Below are 16396 nucleotides of genomic sequence, written 5' to 3'. Positions count from 1 at the left end.
CGCGGGACGGAGAGGGGACGCGGGTGCCGATCCGTGCTACGGAGCGGTCGAGCCTGGTCGACCGGGTCATCGAGCAGTTGCAGAGCCTGATCGAGTCGGGCGAGTGGCCGGTGGGCACGAAGATCCCGGCCGAGCCCGTGCTCACCGGGATGCTCGCCGTGGGCCGCAACACCGTCAGGGAGGCCGTACGGGCGCTCGGGCACAGCGGCATGCTGGAGGCCAGGCAGGGCGACGGGACCTATGTGCGCGCGGCCGACGCCCTCGGCGCCGCCCTGCACAGGCGGCTGCGGCGCGCGGGGCACCTGGAGGCACTCGAAGTGCGCTCGTGCCTCGAACGCGACGCGGCGCGGCTCGCCGCCTCCCGGCGCGACGAGCGGGACCTCGCGGCCCTGCGCGCCGCGCTCGCCGAGCGGGGTGCCGCCTGGCGCGCGGGGGACACCGAGACGTTCGTACGGGCCGACGTGGCGTTCCACCACGCCGTGGTCGACGCCGCGCACAACGGCATGCTGGCCGACCTGTACAGCCATCTGACGGACGGGCTGCGCGGCGCGATCGCCTCGGTCGCCGACGCGCCCCTGCCCGAGCCGCAGCGCTCCCAGGCGGACTCGCACGCGGACCTGCTCGCCGCGATCGAGGCGGGCGACCCGGAGGCCGCCACCGGCGCGGTCGCCCGCTACATCGACGATTCGGTCAGCTCGCTGCGGGCCCTCCAGGAGGCCGACCCGCTGCCGGGACCGGGAGACGCGGCCACCGTCGAGGCGGCACCCCGCGCGGGGACACCCGCCGCCGCGGCGGCCCGTCCTGCGGGGGCGCCCGGCACCGCGGGGACACCCGCCGTCGTGGCGGCCCACCGCCCGAGGACAGACCACGCACCGCGCCAGGGCGGCGCACGGCGCGAAGAAGGGAACGGCGAGTGAGCACCGCTTCGGAGAACACCGCAAGCACCGGCCCTGAGGACGCCGGGGGTACCCGCACGGCCGGGAGCACGGGGCGCGTCGGCGCCGGGAGCACGGCAGCCGGGAGCACGGCAGCCGGGAGCACCGGCGACGACGACACGGGCCTGGACGGCGTCGGGGACGACCGGGCCCCGAAGGCTGCGGCGGACGCGGGTGCCGAGGGGACGGGGGCCGCGAACACCGGCGGCGCCGGAAGCACGGGACTGGAGGGCGCCGGGACCGCCCGGGCGGGCGAGGCCGCGTCGGGCGCGGGATCGCCCGGCCCGGGACCGGCGCGCCTGCGCGGTGGGATGCTCCTCGGCGCCGGCGTCATCGCGCTCGCGCTCAACCTGCGGCCCGCGATCGTCGCCGCCTCCCCGATGCTCGACACGATCAGGGCCGACACCGGCATGTCCGCCACCACGGCGGGCCTGCTCACCACGCTGCCGCTGCTCTGCTTCGGGCTGCTCGCGCCGTTCGCGCCGCGCCTCGGCCGCCGCCTCGGCATGGAGCCCGCGCTGCTGCTGACGATGGCTGCGATCGTCTGCGGCACCGCGCTGCGGCTCATACCCTCGATGGCCGCGCTCCTCGCGGGCACCGTCGTCGTCGGCGCGGGCATCGCCGTCGCGAACGTGCTGCTGCCCGGCGTCATCAAGCGCGACTTCCCCGAGCGTGTCGGCCTGATGACGGGCCTGTACTCGATGTCGCTGTTCGGCGGCGCCGCCCTGGCCGCCGGCATCACCGTGCCGGTCGGGCACGCCCTGTCCCTCGGCTGGCGGCCCACACTCGCCCTGTGGGGGCTGCTCGCTGTCGCCGCGCTCCTCGTGTGGGCGCCGCAGGTACGCCGCCACACGCGGATCACCGCCGGACAGGCGAGCGCGGCGCAGCACCCGGTGCGCGGGCTGTGGAGCCACCCCGTGGCCTGGCTGGTCACCGGCTACATGGGCCTCCAGTCCCTGTCGTACTACGCGGCCGCCGCGTACCTGCCGACGATGCTCACCAACGCGGGCACGGACCAGTCCACCGCGGGCTGGATGCTCTCCTTCTCCAGCCTCCTCGGCATCGCGGGCGCCTTCCTCAGCCCGGTGCTCGCCGCCCGCGGCGTCAGGCCGGGGCTGCTCGCGGCGGTCGGTGCCGTGCTGACGGCGGGCGGCTTCGCGGGCATGGCGACCGCGCCCGTGGGCGGCGCGTACCTGTGGATGGTCCTGCTCGGCCTCGGCCAGGGCGCGGCGATCTCGCTGGCGATGCTGTTCATCGTGCTGCGCTCGCCCGACACCCGGCACGCCGCGCAACTCTCCAGCATGGCCCAGTGCTTCGGCTATCTGCTGGCCGCAGCCGGGCCGCTGGCGCTGGGCGCGGTGCACCAGGCGACCGGCGGCTGGACCGTGCCGCTCGTCCTGCTGATCGTGCTGCTCGCGCCGCAGACGGCGGTCGGCCTCGGCGCCGCGATGAACCGGCACGCGGCCCCCGAGCAGCGGACCGACCGCGGGTAGCGCGGCGCGCAGCGCGGGCCCGGGTGGTCCTCGGGGCGTACCGGCGGGGTCCGTTCTGAGACACTTGGCCCGATGACCGCAGACCACCAGAGCTCACGGCACGTCAGGGCCCGTGCCGAGATCGACCTCGACGCCCTGCGCGCCAACGTGCGCACCCTGCGTGCCCGGGTCGCCCCCGGCGGCGCGCGGCTCATGGCCGTCGTCAAGTCCGACGCGTACGGGCACGGCATGGTGCCCGTCGCCCGCGCGGCCCGCGCCGCCGGGGCCGACTGGCTCGGCACCGCCACGCCGCACGAGGCGCTCGCGCTGCGCGCGGCGGGTGACGAGGGCCCGCTCATGTGCTGGCTGTGGACCCCGGGCGACCCCTGGGACGCCGGGATCGAGGCCGGGCTCGACATGGCGGTCAGCGCGCCCTGGGCGCTGGCCGAGGTCACCGCAGCCGCCCGGCGCACCGGCCGCGCGGCCCGCATCCAGCTGAAGGCCGACACCGGGCTCGGCCGCAACGGCTGCCAGCCCGCCGACTGGCCGGAACTGGTCGGCGCCGCGCTCGCCGCGCAGGCCGCGGGCGAGGTCCTGGTCACCGGCCTGTGGTCGCACTTCGCCTGCGCCGACGAGCCGGGCCACCCGTCGATCGCCGCGCAGCTCGACGTGTTCCGCGAGATGGTCGCGTACGCGGAGAAGGCGGGCGTCGAGCCCGAGGTGCGGCACATCGCCAACTCGGCCGCGGCCCTCACCCTGCCCGAGGCCCACTTCGACCTGGTGCGCGCGGGGATCGCCACGTACGGCATCGCGCCGAGCCCGGAGCTCGGCACCGCCGCCGAGCTCGGGCTGCGGCCCGTGATGACGCTCTCCGCGTCCGTCGCCCTGGTCAAGCGGGTCCCCGAGGGCCACGGCGTGAGCTACGGGCACACGTACCACACCGACCGCGAGACCACCCTCGGCCTGGTGCCGCTCGGCTACGCGGACGGCATCCCGCGCCACGCGTCGGGGCGCGGGCCGGTGCGCGTCGGCGGTACGGGCCCCTGGCGGCGGGTGGCGGGACGGGTCGCCATGGACCAGTTCGTGGTCGACCTCGGCGGCGACACCGTGCCGCCCGGCGCGCGCGCCGTGCTGTTCGGCCCCGGCGACGGGGGCGAGCCCACCGTCGAGGACTGGGCCGAGGCGTCGGACACCATCGCGTACGAGATCGTCACCAGGATCAGCGGCCGCGTGCCGCGGGTCTATCTCAACGAGTAGCGAGTAGCGACTAGCGGCCAACGGGCAACGGGCGGCGGGCGGCGGAAGGCGGAGGCTTCGTGAGCGAGGGCAGCGCGGCGCAGGACGTGGCACACGCCACCACCGCGGCCGCGGCCGGGACCGCGGCGGCCGTCGCGGGCGGCTGGCGCAGGGCGGGCATCGCGGGCGCCGCGATAGGCGTGATCGCGGCGAGCGCCGCGGCGGGCGTCGCCGTCGACCGGCTCACCCTCAGCCGCACCATGCGCCGCAGGGCGCGGCTCGCGCTGGACACCGCGGGCCCGTACGGCACCCTGCGCGGCACCCCCGGCCGCGCACGCGCCGACGACGGCACGGAGCTGTACTACGAGATCGACCCCACCGACCCCACCGACGCACCCGATACGGCGGACAGCGCAGGCCGGGCCGACAAGGCCGGTGCGGACGGCGGCCCCTTCACCGTCGTCTTCAGCCACGGCTACTGCCTCAACCAGGACTCCTGGCACTTCCAGCGCGCCGCCCTGCGCGGCCGGGTCCGCACGGTCCACTGGGACCAGCGCAGCCACGGCCGCTCGGGGCGCGGCGCCGGGCAGCCCGCGACGCCCGTCACCATCGACCAGCTCGGCCGCGACCTGAAGGCCGTCATCGACGCGGCGGCTCCCGAAGGGCCGCTCGTCCTGGTGGGGCACTCCATGGGCGGCATGACGGTGATGGCGCTCGCCGACCAGTACCCCGGGCTCATAAGGGAGCGGGTCGCGGGGGTCGCCCTCGTCGGCACGTCGAGCGGGCGGCTCGGGGAGATCACGTACGGCCTGCCCACGCTCGGCGCGGGCGTGGCGCGGCGCGTGCTGCCCGGCGTCCTGAAAGCCCTCGGCTCCCAGGCCGGCCTGGTCGAGAAGGGCCGGCGCGCCACCGCCGACCTGTACGCGGGTGTCGTCAAGCGCTACTCCTTCGGCGGCCAGGACGTCGACCCGGCCGTCGCGCGCTTCGCCGAGCGGATGATCGAGAGCACCCCGATCGACGTGGTCGCCGAGTTCTACCCGGCCTTCAGCGCCCACGACAAGGCCGAGGCGCTCGCGGTCCTCGCGGACACCCCCGCGCTGGTACTCGCGGGCACCGACGACCTGATCACGCCCGGCTCGCACAGCGAGGCCATCGCCGAGGTGCTGCCCGACGCGGAGCTCGTCCTGATCGAGGGCGCGGGCCACCTGGTGATGCTTGAGCACCCCGAAGCCGTCACCCGGCACCTCACCGACCTGCTGGCCCGCGCGGGCGCCCCCGGCTTTGGCCGTAACGTTGGCGGGCATGGAAGCACCGCACCCCACCCCGGCCGCTGACGGGCGGCCCGCACCCCGTACGGAGATCCGCCTCGACGCCCCCGAGCGCACGCGCGAGTTCGGCAGGGCGCTCGCCGCGCTGCTGCGCCCCGGCGACCTCGTGCTGCTCACGGGCGAGCTGGGCGCGGGCAAGACGACCCTGACCCGCGGCATCGGCGAGGGGCTCGGCGTGCGGGGCGCCGTCACGTCCCCCACCTTCGTGATCGCGCGCGTCCACCCGCCGCTCGGCGAGGGGCCCGCGCTCGTCCACGTCGACGCGTACCGGCTCGACGGCGGCCTCGACGAGATGGAGGACCTCGACCTCGACGTGTCGCTCCCCGAGTCCGTGGTCGTGGTCGAGTGGGGCGACGACAAGGTCGAGGAGCTGTCGGACGCGCGCCTGCACGTCGTCATCGAGCGCGCCACCGGCGCGGAGGGCGCCGCGGGAGCGGACGCCGGGCTGCCGCCCAAGGACGACGGGCGCCGCCTCGTCACCCTCACCGGGTACGGGGAGCGCTGGGCGGGCTCCGGTCTCGCCGGGCTCCGCGCGGTCTTCTGCTGACCGGGGCGGCAGCCGCGGCGCGTGCGGGGAGCGCGGGACGTGCCGACATGGTGTCGGCAAGATGTTGCGCGCCCGGCCGCGCCCGTGGTCCCATGGACCGCAGTACTGGTTAGGTCTGCCTAACCCCGTGTGCCCCCGAGCCCAGGAGGCAGTCATGACGGCGCCCCGGCATGAGCCCCGGACACCCAGCAGCACCACGCCCCCGCCGCGCCCGCACGGCGCCCAGGCGCCGTGCGGTGTGTCGATGAGCGACCTGCTGGCGTCCTGCGCCGCCGCGTCCGCAGTCTCCACGCCGCCCGCCGCCGCGGACGCGCAGGGCGCCCCCGCCGCCGAGGCCGACGAGGCCGAGGGGCGCGCCGGCCGCCGCGCGCGCCGCCGGGTGCCGAGCGCCGCCGCGGTCTGCTGAGCCGGCCCCGCGCCTCGGTGCCTCAGGGAACGACGACGACCTTCGAGCCGAGGGTCGCGAAGTTCCACAGCGCGGTACCGTCCGCGAGTCTCGCCCGCACACCGCCCGTCTTCTTCGACGGGTCGGGGCTCGCCATCGAGCCGTCCTGCGCCGAGCTGAAGCCGATGACCACGCCCTCGTTCTTGGCGAACAGCACCACGTGCTCGATGGGCACCCCGTCGGAGCCGGTGATCCGGTCGGTCCTGCTGGTCACGGCATACGAGCCGGGCTCCGGATCGACGGTGCTCGGCCGCACGGTGAACGTCCGCGCCACCTTGTCGCCGTCGTCCACGAGCCAGACCCTGTCGCCCTTCAGCGCGTAGACGACCCGCGCGCCCTGCCCGGAGTGCGCGGGCAGCGCCGCCGGGTCGCGGCGCGGGCGCTGCGGGCCCTTGGCGACGTGCGAGGGCGAGGCGCCGGGCGCGGGCTTGCCGAGGGTGTCGGGCACGTTCGCCGACGCCTGGTAGGCGAGGAACCCGACCGCGGCCAGTGCCGCGGCCGTGAGCCCGGCGACGATTCCCGAGCTGCTCCGTGACACCTGTTCCTCAGCCACCTCTCGTACCCGCGTGCGGTATCTCCGCCTTGACGCGCGCTGCGCGGCCGACGGTAGCAGCAGGGTACGGGCGGACCAGGGGCGCCGCGGCCCCGGCCGCCGGGGCCGTAGGCTGTTCGCGTGCTTCTCCTCGCCGTCGACACCGCCACCCCCGCCGTCACTGTCGCCCTGCACGACGGCGCCTCCGTCCTCGCCGCCGAGAGCGACGTGGACGCCCGCCGGCACGGCGAACTGCTGCTGCCGGCCGTCGACCGGGTGCTCGCGGAGGCCGGGACGGAGCTCCACGCCGTCACGGAGCTGGTGGTGGGCGTGGGACCCGGCCCGTACACCGGGCTGCGGGTCGGCATCGCGACGGCGCTCGCCTTCGGCTCCGCGCTCGGCGTCCCGGTGCGCGGCCTGTGCTCGCTCGACGGCCTCGCGTACGCCTCCGGCGTCGAAGGGCCGTTCGTCGTCGCCACGGACGCCCGCCGCAAGGAGGTCTACTGGGCCCGCTACGCCGACGCCAGGACCCGGGCCACCGAGCCCGCGGTCGCCCGGCCCGGCGAGCTCGCACAGGCGGTGGCCGGGCTGCCCGCGGTCGGCGCCGGCGCGCTGCTGTACCCCGAGGTCTTCCCCGACGCCCGCGGCCCCGAGCACCAGTCGGCCGCCGCGCTCGCGTCCCTCGCGGCCGGGCTGCTCGCCGGGGCCGGGTCCCGCGCCCCGGGGTCCGCGCCCGCCGCGGGCTTCCTGCCGCCGCGCCCGCTGTACCTGCGCCGTCCGGACGCGCAGGTCCCCAAGAACTACAAGGTGGTCACCCCGAAGTGAGTGAGCCCCCTTCCGCGGTGCTGCGCGAGATGCGCTGGTGGGACATGGACGCCGTGCTCGAACTCGAGGACGAGCTCTTTCCCGAGGACGCCTGGTCGCCCGGCATGTTCTGGTCGGAGCTCGCGCACGCGCGCGGCCCGTACGCGACCCGCCGCTACGTCGTCGCCGACGAGGGCGGCAGGATCGTCGGCTACGCGGGGCTCGCCGCGGTCGGCGGCGTCGCCGACGTGCAGACCATCGGCGTGGCCAGGGACCACTGGGGCGGCGGCCTCGGCGCCCGGCTGCTCACCGAGCTGCTGCGGCACGCCACCGCGTTCGAGTCCAGCGAGGTCCTGCTCGAAGTACGGGTCGACAACACCAGGGCGCAGAGGCTGTACACGCGCTTCGGCTTCGAGCCGATCGGCTTCCGCAAGGGCTACTACCAGCCGGGGAACGTGGACGCGCTGGTGATGCGGCGCGACATGAAGGAGACCCCGGGCGAGACGCCGCCCGCGGCGGAACCCGGCGCGGCACCAGAGACAGGACCCGGCCGCGGCACGGGACCGGGCACGGGAGGAACGGACACTGATGGCTCCGCTGGCTGACGAACCACTCGTCCTCGGCATCGAGACGTCCTGCGACGAGACCGGCGTCGGCGTCGTGCGCGGCACGACCCTGCTGGCCGACGCCGTCGCGTCGAGCGTCGACGAGCACGCGCGCTTCGGCGGCGTCGTGCCCGAGGTCGCCTCGCGCGCCCATCTGGAGGCGATGGTCCCGACGATCGAGCGGGCCCTCGCCACCGCCGGGGTCTCGGCGCGCGACCTCGACGGCATCGCCGTCACGGCGGGCCCCGGCCTCGCGGGCGCGCTGCTCGTCGGGGTGTCGGCGGCGAAGGCGTACGCGTACGCGCTCGGCAAGCCGCTCTACGGCGTCAACCACCTCGCCTCGCACATCTGCGTCGACCAGCTCGAACACGGCCCGCTGCCGGAGCCGACGATGGCCCTGCTGGTCAGCGGCGGCCACTCGTCGCTGCTGCTCGCGCCGGACATCACCGCGGACGTACGGCCGCTCGGCGCGACCATCGACGACGCGGCGGGCGAGGCGTTCGACAAGATCGCGCGCGTGCTCCAGCTCGGCTTCCCCGGCGGCCCGGTCATCGACCGGCTCGCGCGCGAGGGGGACCCGGCGGCGATCGCGTTCCCGCGCGGGCTGACCGGCCCGCGCGACGCGGCGTACGACTTCTCGTTCTCGGGGCTCAAGACCTCCGTGGCCCGCTGGATCGAGGCGAGGCGCGCGGCGGGCGAGGAGGTGCCGGTGCGCGACGTCGCCGCGTCCTTCCAGGAGGCCGTGGTGGACGTGCTGACGCGCAAGGCCGTGCGCGCCTGCAAGGACGAGGGCGTGGACCATCTGATGATCGGCGGCGGCGTCGCGGCCAACTCCCGGCTGCGCGCCATGGCGGAGGAGCGGTGCGCGCGGGCCGGGATCACCCTGCGGGTGCCGAGGCCCGGCCTGTGCACGGACAACGGCGCGATGGTCGCGGCGCTCGGCGCCGAGATGGTCGCGCGCGGCCGCTCGGCGTCCGCCTTCGACCTGTCGGCCGACAGCTCCCTGCCGGTGACGGAGACGCACGTCCCCGCGGACGCTGCGCACGACGCCGTCCACGCCGCCGCGCACGCGCACGTACACGCACACACCGTGCGGGAGCGGAAGGGGAACTGATGACCGTCACGCTGATGTGGGAGGCGAAGGCCGTGGAGGGCCGTGGCGCGGAGCTGCTCGCCTGGGCCCGTGCCCAGCGCCCGGCCGAGGAGCCGCTGCGCCGTGAGACGTTCCGCGCCCCCGGCGGCCGGGTCCTGGTGCTGACCTGGTGGCCCGGCGCGTACGACACCCCCGTGCCCGAGCTCCCCGAGCCGCCGGACGCCCTCCTCGCCCGCCCGGTCCACCGCTGGCGCTTCGAACCGCTCGACGAAGCCGGGGCCTGACGCCGGACGCCCCCTCGTGCGGCCCCGGCCCCACCCCGTCCGTGCGGCCTTTCGGCTGTCCTCTCCGCGTGGCACCGTGGGAGGAGAGACGGAAGGAGCGTCCGCCCCGCCGCCGAAGGAGGGGGGCGCCGGGCGTCCTGAAGTGGGCACGGCCGTGCGCGGAAGGGCCCCGGGAGGGGCGCGCCGCAGGTCGCGTGCGGTGCGGCGGGCACAGCTGCCGCACGTGACGCGTGCGGCGCCTCCTGTTGAGGCCGTTCCTACCTCGTCCGTCCTATTCTGGAGTGGACACGCATGCGCCATTCGGGTGAAGGGGCGGCGGATGAACTGGTTTTGGTGGATATTCGTCTTCTTCATGGTCGGCGGGTTCAGCTGGATCGCGGACACCGGCAGGTCGGCGCTCAAAACCAGGCACGACCGCAGGATGGAGCGCCTGAAGCTCGCCGAGGACGGGCGCCTCGCGCTCGAGGAGGCCCACAAGCCGCCCGAGGCCGTCTGCGGCTGCACCCATCACCTGGCCAAGCACGACAAGGCCGGTAAGTGCCATGAGGACGTGCAGGTCCCGACCGAGTGGGACGAGAACAAGAAGCCCCTCCACTTCGAGCTGCGTCAGTGCAACTGCCAGCAGTACGTGGGCCCCCAGCCCCTCTCCCGGATCTACGCGGACGAGCTGACCGACCTCGACGACCCGCACTGACCCGGCCGGGACCCGAGCGGGGCCGGCCGGGCCGCCCCCGGCGGGCGCAGCCGGCGCTCCTGCTCGCCACTGGTCCCCGGCCTGCCGCCGGCGCGCCTGCCGCGACCGGGTCGGCGCCTGGCGGGCGCCGCGGGTCAGCGGGGGCGCGGCAGGGGGTGGGCGAGGAGCATGGCGGGGGCGCCGGCGGTGCGGGTGAGGATGACGGTGGCCTCGTTGCGGCCCTTGAGCTTGAGCTTCCTGCGCAGTTCCTCGGGCTCGACCGCGGAGCCGCGCTTCTTGACGGTCAGGACGCCCACCTCGCGCTCCCGCAGCAGCGCCTTGAGGCGCTTGAGGTGGAAGGGGAGGACGTCGGTGATCTCGTAGCCGGTCGCGAACGGCGTCTCGTGGCGGACGTCCGAGGTGACGTACGCGATCGTCTCGTCGAGCAGGCCCGCGTCCGGCAGGTCCGCGACGGCCTCCGCGACGAGGTGCGCGCGGATGACGGCGCCGTCCGGCTCGTAGAGGTAGCGGCCGGGGGCGCGGACCGGGGGGTCGGGCAGGCCGCGGTCGGCGACCGCCGCGCCCGCGGGCAGGAGCGTGGCGCGCCGGGGCGGCCCCGGGGCGCCGGGGGTGTGCCAGAGGACCGCCTCCTTCACGTCGCCCTCGTACGAGACCCACTCGGCCGTGAAGTCGTCGGGCACCAGCGCGTGCGGGATGCCGGGGGCGATCTTGATCGCGCCGAGGCCTGTACGGCGTACCGCGTCGAGCGCCCAGGACAGCGGCGGCGCGTACGCCTCGGGGTCGAAGACCCGGCCCGCGCCGCGGCGCCGCGCCGGGTCGACGAACAGCGCCTCGGCGCCGGTCGTGTCGTACGCGGTGACATCGGCGCGCACGAAGGCGGCCCGCGGCCCGTCCGGCGCCAGGGCACGCACGTTCGCTTCGGCGATCTCGCAGGTCAGCGGGTCCAGATCGACGCCGGTGACGGCGATGCCCGCCCGCGCGAGCTCCACCGCGTCACCGCCGATCCCGCAGCACAGGTCGGTCACCCGCGCGACGCCGAGCGCGCGGAAGCGCGCCGCGCGGTGGGCGGCCACGGCGGTGCGGGTGGCCTGCTCGACGCCGTTCGGCGTGAAGTACATCCGGTGCGCGTCCCGCGCGCCGAACTTCGCCACCGCCCGCTGCCGCAGCCGCGCCTGCCCGAGCGCCGCGGAGACCAGGGCGGCGTCGTGGTCGCGGCGCAGCCGGGTGGCGAGCGCGAGTTCCCGCGCCGGGTCGTGGTCGCGGACCTCCGCGAGCAGGGCCTGGCCCTCCGGGGTGAGCAGGGGTGCGAGGCGGGGCGGTTCTTCGGTCACCGGCCCATTGTCGGGCAGCGGGCGGCACTGTCGGCCAGGCGGGGGAGTGCGGGTGCCGGGCGGCGGCGCCTGCGCGGAGCGGGCGTCCACCGCTGACAGGATGCGGCGCCATGCGACTAGTACGACAAACCGAAGAAATGATGAAAGAGCGGGCGTCCGGATCGAGCGGAGGCGCGCGTACCGGGCGCCGCAGACGCAGACCCGGGCGGGACGGCCGGGCGCAGCGGCGGCCCGCCCGCGCCGTCGCCTCCGCGCTGCTCGCCGCCTCGGTCGCCTCCGTCGCCGCGCTCGGCTCGGGCTGCTCGGCCGGGGGTGCCGACCTCGCGGGCGACGCGGGGAAGGCGGGCGCGGCCCGGCTCGCGGGCGCCGCGGGCGTCGCCGCCCCGCCGGGCGGGGACGCCGCGACCCCCGGGTCCGTACCGGCGGGCGGTAGCCCCTCGGCGGGCGCGTCCCCGGCCACCGGATCCGCCACGCCGTCCGGCACTTCCTCGGCGGCGGCCTCCGCGCCGGCGTCGGTACCGGCCTCCGCGGCGGCCTCCGCCACCGCGTCCGCGCCGCCCGCCGCCCCGGGCGACCCGTCCGCCTCCGGCGCGTCCTCCGCGCCAGGCCCCCACCGGCCCGGCGCGTCCACCGCGGGCGCGTCCCCGCCCTCCCGCACCCCCGAACTCCGCCCGGCAGCCAAGCCGTCCGTAAGGCCGGTGCCCGGCGCGCCCGCCGCCGGGGCGCGGCCCGCCGACGCGGCCGGTGCGCTCGCCTCGTACGCGGCGCGCGTGAAGGCGACCGCGGCGGCCCGGCTCGCCGCGGCGAAGAAGTGGGGCCTTCCCACCCCGCCGCTGCTCGCGCCCCCGCCGCCCGCGGTGAAGCCGGTGGTCCCCACCCGCAAGGGGTTCGAGGCCGAGGGCGGCGAGCAGGGGCTGCCGCCCGTCTTCACCCGCGTCCCCACCAAGGACAAGGTCGTCTTCCTCACCATCGACGACGGCTCGGAGAAGGAGCCCGACTTCCTCTCGATGATGTCCGAGCTGCACGTCCCCTACAGCGCCTTCCTCAGCGACTACCTGATCAAGGACGACTACGGCTACTTCGCCAAGGCGCAGGCGTCGGGCGTCACCCTCAGCAACCACACCCTCACCCACCCCTACCTCCCCGGCCTCACCCACGCGCAGCAGGAACACGAGATCTGCGGCCAGCAGGACAAGCTCGCCAAGGAGTACGGCAAGCGGCCGACGCTGTTCAGGCCGCCGTACGGCAACTACAACGGCGACACGCTGCGGATCGCCAAGTCCTGCGGGATCAAGGCCTTCCCGCTGTGGGAGACCGAGGCGTTCCCCACGCACATGGACTGGCGCGACGAGGCCCAGCACTTCGAGCCCGGCGACATCATCCTCACCCACTTCCAGGGGCCCTCCGAGTGGAAGGCCACGATGGTGGAGAACGTCCGCAACCTCCTGAAGCGCATCACGGACCAGGGCTACGCCGTGGCCCGCCTGGAGGACTACGTCTGACCCCGGCCGCGATCAGACGCACGCGGCACCGCGCGACCCGCGCCCACGCGGCCCCGGACGGACGTCCGGGGCCGCCGCCACGCCCGGGGTGCGGCGCCGGCCGTCCGGCGGCATACCGTGGCCAGGGGCCGCCCGCACCGCCCTCGGCGCACCCCCGGCAGCGCGGCGCGTGCCACGTCGACTGGCACTCCGCTTGACCGAGTGCTAACCGCGGTCATAGTCTCAGCTTTGGCACTCCCCGAGTGAGAGTGCCAGAACGCGCGACGGGCAGGTCCGGCACCCGCGACGACGGATCCACCTGGTCGCCACCCTCAGACAGTCAACCCCGTGAGATCTCCGAAGGGGGAGGTCGGATCGTGACGACCGCCAGCACCAAGGTTGCCATCAAGCCGCTTGAGGACCGCATCGTGGTCCAGCCGCTCGACGCCGAACAGACCACGGCCTCTGGCCTGGTCATTCCGGACACTGCCAAGGAGAAGCCCCAGGAGGGCGTCGTCCTGGCCGTGGGCCCGGGCCGCTTCGAGAACGGCGAGCGCCTGCCGCTCGACGTCTCGGTCGGCGATGTCGTTCTGTACAGCAAGTACGGCGGCACCGAGGTGAAGTACAGCGGCGAGGAGTACCTCGTCCTCTCGGCTCGCGACGTGCTCGCGATCATCGAGAAGTAACTCCACCCCGTATTGCTTTTCTGATCTGCGCCCCTGGCCCCCCTGCGAACGCCGGGCGGACGGGGGCGCAGGTCGTTCGAGAGGACAGAAGCTCCCATGGCGAAGATCCTGAAGTTCGACGAGGACGCCCGTCGCGCCCTCGAGCGCGGCGTCAACAAGCTGGCCGACACGGTCAAGGTGACGATCGGCCCCAAGGGCCGCAACGTCGTCATCGACAAGAAGTTCGGTGCGCCCACCATCACCAACGACGGCGTCACCATCGCCCGCGAGGTGGAGGTCGAGGACCCGTACGAGAACCTCGGCGCGCAGCTCGTGAAGGAGGTGGCGACCAAGACCAACGACATCGCGGGTGACGGCACCACCACCGCCACGGTGCTCGCCCAGGCGCTGGTCCGCGAGGGCCTGCGCAACGTCGCGGCCGGCGCCTCCCCCGCCGCCCTCAAGCGCGGCATCGACGCCGCCGTCGCCGCGGTCTCCCAGGACCTCCTGGCCACCGCGCGCCCCATCGACGACAAGTCCGACATCGCCGCCGTGGCCGCGCTCTCCGCGCAGGACCAGCAGGTCGGCGAGCTCATCGCCGAGGCGATGGACAAGGTCGGCAAGGACGGTGTCATCACCGTCGAGGAGTCCAACACCTTCGGTCTCGAACTGGACTTCACCGAGGGCATGGCCTTCGACAAGGGCTACCTCTCCCCGTACATGGTCACGGACCAGGAGCGGATGGAGGCCGTCCTAGAGGACCCGTACATCCTGATCAACCAGGGCAAGATCTCCTCCATCCAGGACCTCCTGCCGCTGCTTGAGAAGGTCATCCAGGCGGGTGGCTCGAAGCCGCTGCTGATCATCGCCGAGGACGTCGAGGGCGAGGCCCTTTCGACCCTGGTCGTCAACAAGATCCGCGGCACGTTCAACGCGGTGGCCGTCAAGGCCCCCGGCTTCGGCGACCGCCGCAAGGCCATGCTCGGCGACATCGCCACCCTCACGGGCGCGACCGTCATCGCCGAGGAGGTCGGCCTCAAGCTCGACCAGGCCGGTCTCGACGTGCTGGGCACCGCCCGCCGCGTCACGGTCACCAAGGACGACACGACCATCGTCGACGGCGGCGGCAACAGCGCCGACGTGACGGGCCGCGTCAACCAGATCAAGGCCGAGATCGAGACCACCGACTCCGACTGGGACCGCGAGAAGCTCCAGGAGCGCCTCGCGAAGCTGGCCGGCGGCGTCTGCGTGATCCGCGTCGGCGCGGCCACCGAGGTGGAGCTCAAGGAGAAGAAGCACCGCCTTGAGGACGCGATCTCCGCGACCCGCGCCGCGGTCGAGGAGGGCATCGTCTCCGGCGGTGGCTCCGCGCTCGTCCACGCGGGCAAGGTCCTCGAAGACAGCCTCGGCAAGGAGGGCGACGAGGCCACGGGCGTCGCCGTCGTCCGCCGCGCCGTCGTCGAGCCGCTGCGCTGGATCGCCGAGAACGCCGGCCTGGAGGGCTACGTCATCACCTCCAAGGTGGCCGAGCTCGACAAGGGCAACGGCTTCAACGCCGCCACCGGCGAGTACGTCGACCTGGTCAAGGCCGGCGTCATCGACCCGGTCAAGGTGACGCGCTCCGCCCTGGAGAACGCCGCCTCCATCGCCTCGCTGCTCCTCACGACCGAGACGCTGGTCGTCGAGAAGCTGGCCGAGGAGGAGGAGCCGGCGGCCGCGGGCCACGGACACGCGCACTGACACCGCGCACGGCGCACCGCGCCGTGGCACGCGCCGGGCGGGGCCCGGCACCCTCCGCACTGCGGACGGTGCCGGGCCCCGCCCGTTTCCCGTGGTGCGGGAGGTGCGCGCCGCCCGTGCGGGCTCACCCCCTACGCGGACCGGTCGAGCGCGGCGGGGAGCACGGGCCCGGCGAAGGGCTCGCCCTTCACGAAGCGCTCCACCTCGTCGAGCGCGTGCTCGGCCATGCGGTGGGTCTCGTTGCCGAGCGAGCCCGCGACATGCGGGGTGAGCAGGACGTTCGGCAGGTCGTACAGCGGCGAGTCGGGCGCCGGGAGCTCCGGGTCCGTCACGTCGAGCACCGCGTGCAGACGGCCGGACACCAGCTCGCGCAGGAGCGCTTCCTCGTCGATCAGCGAGCCCCGCGAGGTGTTGACCAGCGTCGACCCGTCGGCCATCGCGGCGAGCTGCACCGCGCCGATCAGGTGCCGGGTCGCGGGGAGCTGGGGCGCGTGCACGGAGACCACCGAACTGCGCGCGCACAGCTCGTCGAGGCCCACCGGCTCGGCGCCGAGCGCCGCGGCCCCCGCCGCGTCCACGTACGGGTCGTACAGCAGGACCCGCAGGTCGAACGGGCGCAGCAGTTCGATGACCCGCCGCCCGATCCTGGACGCGCCGACGATGCCCACCGTGCGGCCGTAGTTGCCCGCGTCGATCAGCTCGCCGTGCCAGTCGTGCGGCGCGCGCAGCGCGCGGTAGCCGCGGGCCGCGTCGAGGACGCGCTTGCCCGCGAAGAGGATCGCCGCGAGCGTGTACTCGGCGACCGGCAGCGCGTTGGCCGCGGCGGCCGAGCTGACCGCGATGCCCCGCTCCCAGCAGGCGTCGGTGACGAAGTGCTTCACCGTGCCCGCCGCGTGCACCACCGCCCGCAGCCGGGGCGCGGACGCGAGCACGGACCCGGTCAGCGCCGGCACACCCCAGCACGTCAGCAGGATCTCGGCCTCGGCGAGCGCGGTGGCGAGCGCGGGCCCGGGAGCCGTGAAGTCGTCGGCGACCAGGGCGGGGTCGGTGCGGACGAGCCCGGTCAGCCGCTTCCGCTGCGCGGCCGTGAACAGCCGGTCCGCGACGCCCGGGGCCATCGCGAGCAGCGCGGCGGGGCGATTGTCAGTGGCGTCGTGCATGGTGGGTCTCGTACTCCTCGATGGGGGGGTGCGGGGCCGGGGGA

General features: G+C 75.2%; 16 protein-coding genes and 1 pseudogene. 14 read left to right on the top strand and 3 right to left on the bottom strand.

Features of this window, described 5'->3' with window-relative positions; genetic code table 11:
- Positions 1 to 23 precede the first annotated feature (23 nt).
- From ABEA77_RS17435 to ABEA77_RS17410, 6 genes are all read left to right on the top strand, one after another.
- A complete protein-coding gene (locus ABEA77_RS17435) occupies positions 24 to 917 on the top strand; it encodes a FadR/GntR family transcriptional regulator (RefSeq protein ID WP_345647927.1) in 894 nt (297 codons plus the stop codon).
- Positions 914 to 2428 (top strand): CynX/NimT family MFS transporter, encoded by a 1515-nt coding sequence (locus ABEA77_RS17430; RefSeq protein ID WP_345647925.1) that lies wholly within the window; start codon positions 914 to 916, stop codon positions 2426 to 2428. Before ABEA77_RS17435 ends, ABEA77_RS17430 begins: the two co-directional genes overlap by 4 nt.
- Before the next feature lie 72 nt (positions 2429 to 2500).
- Positions 2501 to 3664, top strand: coding sequence for an alanine racemase (gene alr / locus ABEA77_RS17425; protein WP_345647922.1), 1164 nt, complete (start codon positions 2501 to 2503; stop codon positions 3662 to 3664).
- A gap of 59 nt (positions 3665 to 3723) precedes the next feature.
- Entirely contained in the window at positions 3724 to 4977 is a 1254-nt protein-coding gene (locus ABEA77_RS17420; protein ID WP_345647919.1) for an alpha/beta fold hydrolase, read from the top strand.
- Entirely contained in the window at positions 4946 to 5518 is a 573-nt protein-coding gene (tsaE, locus tag ABEA77_RS17415) for a tRNA (adenosine(37)-N6)-threonylcarbamoyltransferase complex ATPase subunit type 1 TsaE (protein ID WP_345647916.1), read from the top strand. The genes ABEA77_RS17420 and tsaE overlap by 32 nt, the downstream gene beginning before the upstream one ends.
- A 244-nt stretch (positions 5519 to 5762) precedes the next feature.
- Positions 5763 to 5924 carry a hypothetical protein gene (locus ABEA77_RS17410; RefSeq protein ID WP_345647913.1) on the top strand — a complete coding sequence of 54 codons (162 nt, stop codon included), beginning with the start codon at positions 5763 to 5765 and terminating at the stop codon, positions 5922 to 5924.
- Between the two features lie 22 nt (positions 5925 to 5946).
- On the opposite strand, the gene ABEA77_RS17405 is transcribed toward ABEA77_RS17410, so the two are convergent.
- Positions 5947 to 6501 (bottom strand): hypothetical protein, encoded by a 555-nt coding sequence (locus ABEA77_RS17405; RefSeq protein WP_345647910.1) that lies wholly within the window; start codon positions 6499 to 6501, stop codon positions 5947 to 5949.
- Between the two features lie 135 nt (positions 6502 to 6636).
- On the opposite strand from ABEA77_RS17405, the gene tsaB reads away from it, so the two are divergent.
- From tsaB to ABEA77_RS17380, 5 genes are all read left to right on the top strand, one after another.
- Entirely contained in the window at positions 6637 to 7320 is a 684-nt protein-coding gene (tsaB, locus tag ABEA77_RS17400) for a tRNA (adenosine(37)-N6)-threonylcarbamoyltransferase complex dimerization subunit type 1 TsaB (RefSeq protein WP_345647908.1), read from the top strand.
- Positions 7321 to 7349: 29 nt separating this feature from the next.
- Positions 7350 to 7904, top strand: coding sequence for a ribosomal protein S18-alanine N-acetyltransferase (gene rimI, locus ABEA77_RS17395; protein ID WP_345648077.1), 555 nt, complete (start codon positions 7350 to 7352; stop codon positions 7902 to 7904).
- A complete protein-coding gene (gene tsaD / locus ABEA77_RS17390; RefSeq protein WP_345647905.1) occupies positions 7888 to 9018 on the top strand; it encodes a tRNA (adenosine(37)-N6)-threonylcarbamoyltransferase complex transferase subunit TsaD in 1131 nt (376 codons plus the stop codon). Before rimI ends, tsaD begins: the two co-directional genes overlap by 17 nt.
- Positions 9018 to 9281: a hypothetical protein gene (locus tag ABEA77_RS17385; RefSeq protein ID WP_345647902.1), complete on the top strand. Its 264-nt coding sequence runs from the start codon at positions 9018 to 9020 to the stop codon at positions 9279 to 9281. The genes tsaD and ABEA77_RS17385 overlap by 1 nt, the downstream gene beginning before the upstream one ends.
- Positions 9282 to 9600: 319 nt before the next feature.
- Positions 9601 to 9975 (top strand): hypothetical protein, encoded by a 375-nt coding sequence (locus ABEA77_RS17380; RefSeq protein WP_345647900.1) that lies wholly within the window; start codon positions 9601 to 9603, stop codon positions 9973 to 9975.
- A 134-nt stretch (positions 9976 to 10109) separates the two neighbouring features.
- On the opposite strand, the gene ABEA77_RS17375 is transcribed toward ABEA77_RS17380, so the two are convergent.
- Positions 10110 to 11306 (bottom strand): THUMP-like domain-containing protein, encoded by a 1197-nt coding sequence (locus ABEA77_RS17375; RefSeq protein ID WP_345647898.1) that lies wholly within the window; start codon positions 11304 to 11306, stop codon positions 10110 to 10112.
- A 677-nt stretch (positions 11307 to 11983) separates the two neighbouring features.
- Between ABEA77_RS17375 and ABEA77_RS17370 the strand changes: the two are divergent.
- From ABEA77_RS17370 to groL, 3 genes and pseudogenes are all read left to right on the top strand, one after another.
- Positions 11984 to 12808, top strand: a pseudogene (locus ABEA77_RS17370) (polysaccharide deacetylase family protein); the annotation flags it as partial.
- Between the two features lie 356 nt (positions 12809 to 13164).
- The gene (groES, locus tag ABEA77_RS17365; protein WP_023539274.1) at positions 13165 to 13473 is read left to right on the top strand and encodes a co-chaperone GroES; all 309 of its coding nucleotides are present in this window, start codon (positions 13165 to 13167) and stop codon (positions 13471 to 13473) included.
- A 96-nt stretch (positions 13474 to 13569) separates the two neighbouring features.
- Complete coding sequence (groL, locus tag ABEA77_RS17360) at positions 13570 to 15192, top strand: chaperonin GroEL (protein ID WP_345647895.1); 1623 nt, start codon at positions 13570 to 13572, stop codon at positions 15190 to 15192.
- Between the two features lie 131 nt (positions 15193 to 15323).
- Here groL and ABEA77_RS17355 read toward each other — a convergent pair whose 3' ends face one another.
- Entirely contained in the window at positions 15324 to 16352 is a 1029-nt protein-coding gene (locus ABEA77_RS17355; protein WP_345647892.1) for a hydroxyacid dehydrogenase, read from the bottom strand.
- Between the last annotated feature and the right edge of the window lie 44 nt (positions 16353 to 16396).

This window comes from Streptomyces tremellae, assembly GCF_039540215.1.
GTDB lineage: Bacteria > Actinomycetota > Actinomycetes > Streptomycetales > Streptomycetaceae > Streptomyces > Streptomyces tremellae.
This window is presented reverse-complemented; position numbering and strand designations above follow the sequence as displayed.

Excerpts from the sequence above, each read along its gene's own strand:
- alr (WP_345647922.1), top strand. The coding sequence starts at position 2,501 with ATGACCGCAGACCACCAGAGCTCACGGCACGTCAGGGCCCGTGCCGAG.
- tsaE (WP_345647916.1), top strand. The coding sequence starts at position 4,946 with ATGGAAGCACCGCACCCCACCCCGGCCGCTGACGGGCGGCCCGCACCC.
- ABEA77_RS17410 (WP_345647913.1), top strand. The coding sequence starts at position 5,763 with ATGAGCGACCTGCTGGCGTCCTGCGCCGCCGCGTCCGCAGTCTCCACG.
- rimI (WP_345648077.1), top strand. The coding sequence starts at position 7,350 with ATGCGCTGGTGGGACATGGACGCCGTGCTCGAACTCGAGGACGAGCTC.
- tsaD (WP_345647905.1), top strand. The coding sequence starts at position 7,888 with ATGGCTCCGCTGGCTGACGAACCACTCGTCCTCGGCATCGAGACGTCC.
- ABEA77_RS17385 (WP_345647902.1), top strand. The coding sequence starts at position 9,018 with ATGACCGTCACGCTGATGTGGGAGGCGAAGGCCGTGGAGGGCCGTGGC.
- ABEA77_RS17380 (WP_345647900.1), top strand. The coding sequence starts at position 9,601 with ATGAACTGGTTTTGGTGGATATTCGTCTTCTTCATGGTCGGCGGGTTC.
- groL (WP_345647895.1), top strand. The coding sequence starts at position 13,570 with ATGGCGAAGATCCTGAAGTTCGACGAGGACGCCCGTCGCGCCCTCGAG.
- ABEA77_RS17355 (WP_345647892.1), bottom strand. The coding sequence starts at position 16,352 with ATGCACGACGCCACTGACAATCGCCCCGCCGCGCTGCTCGCGATGGCC.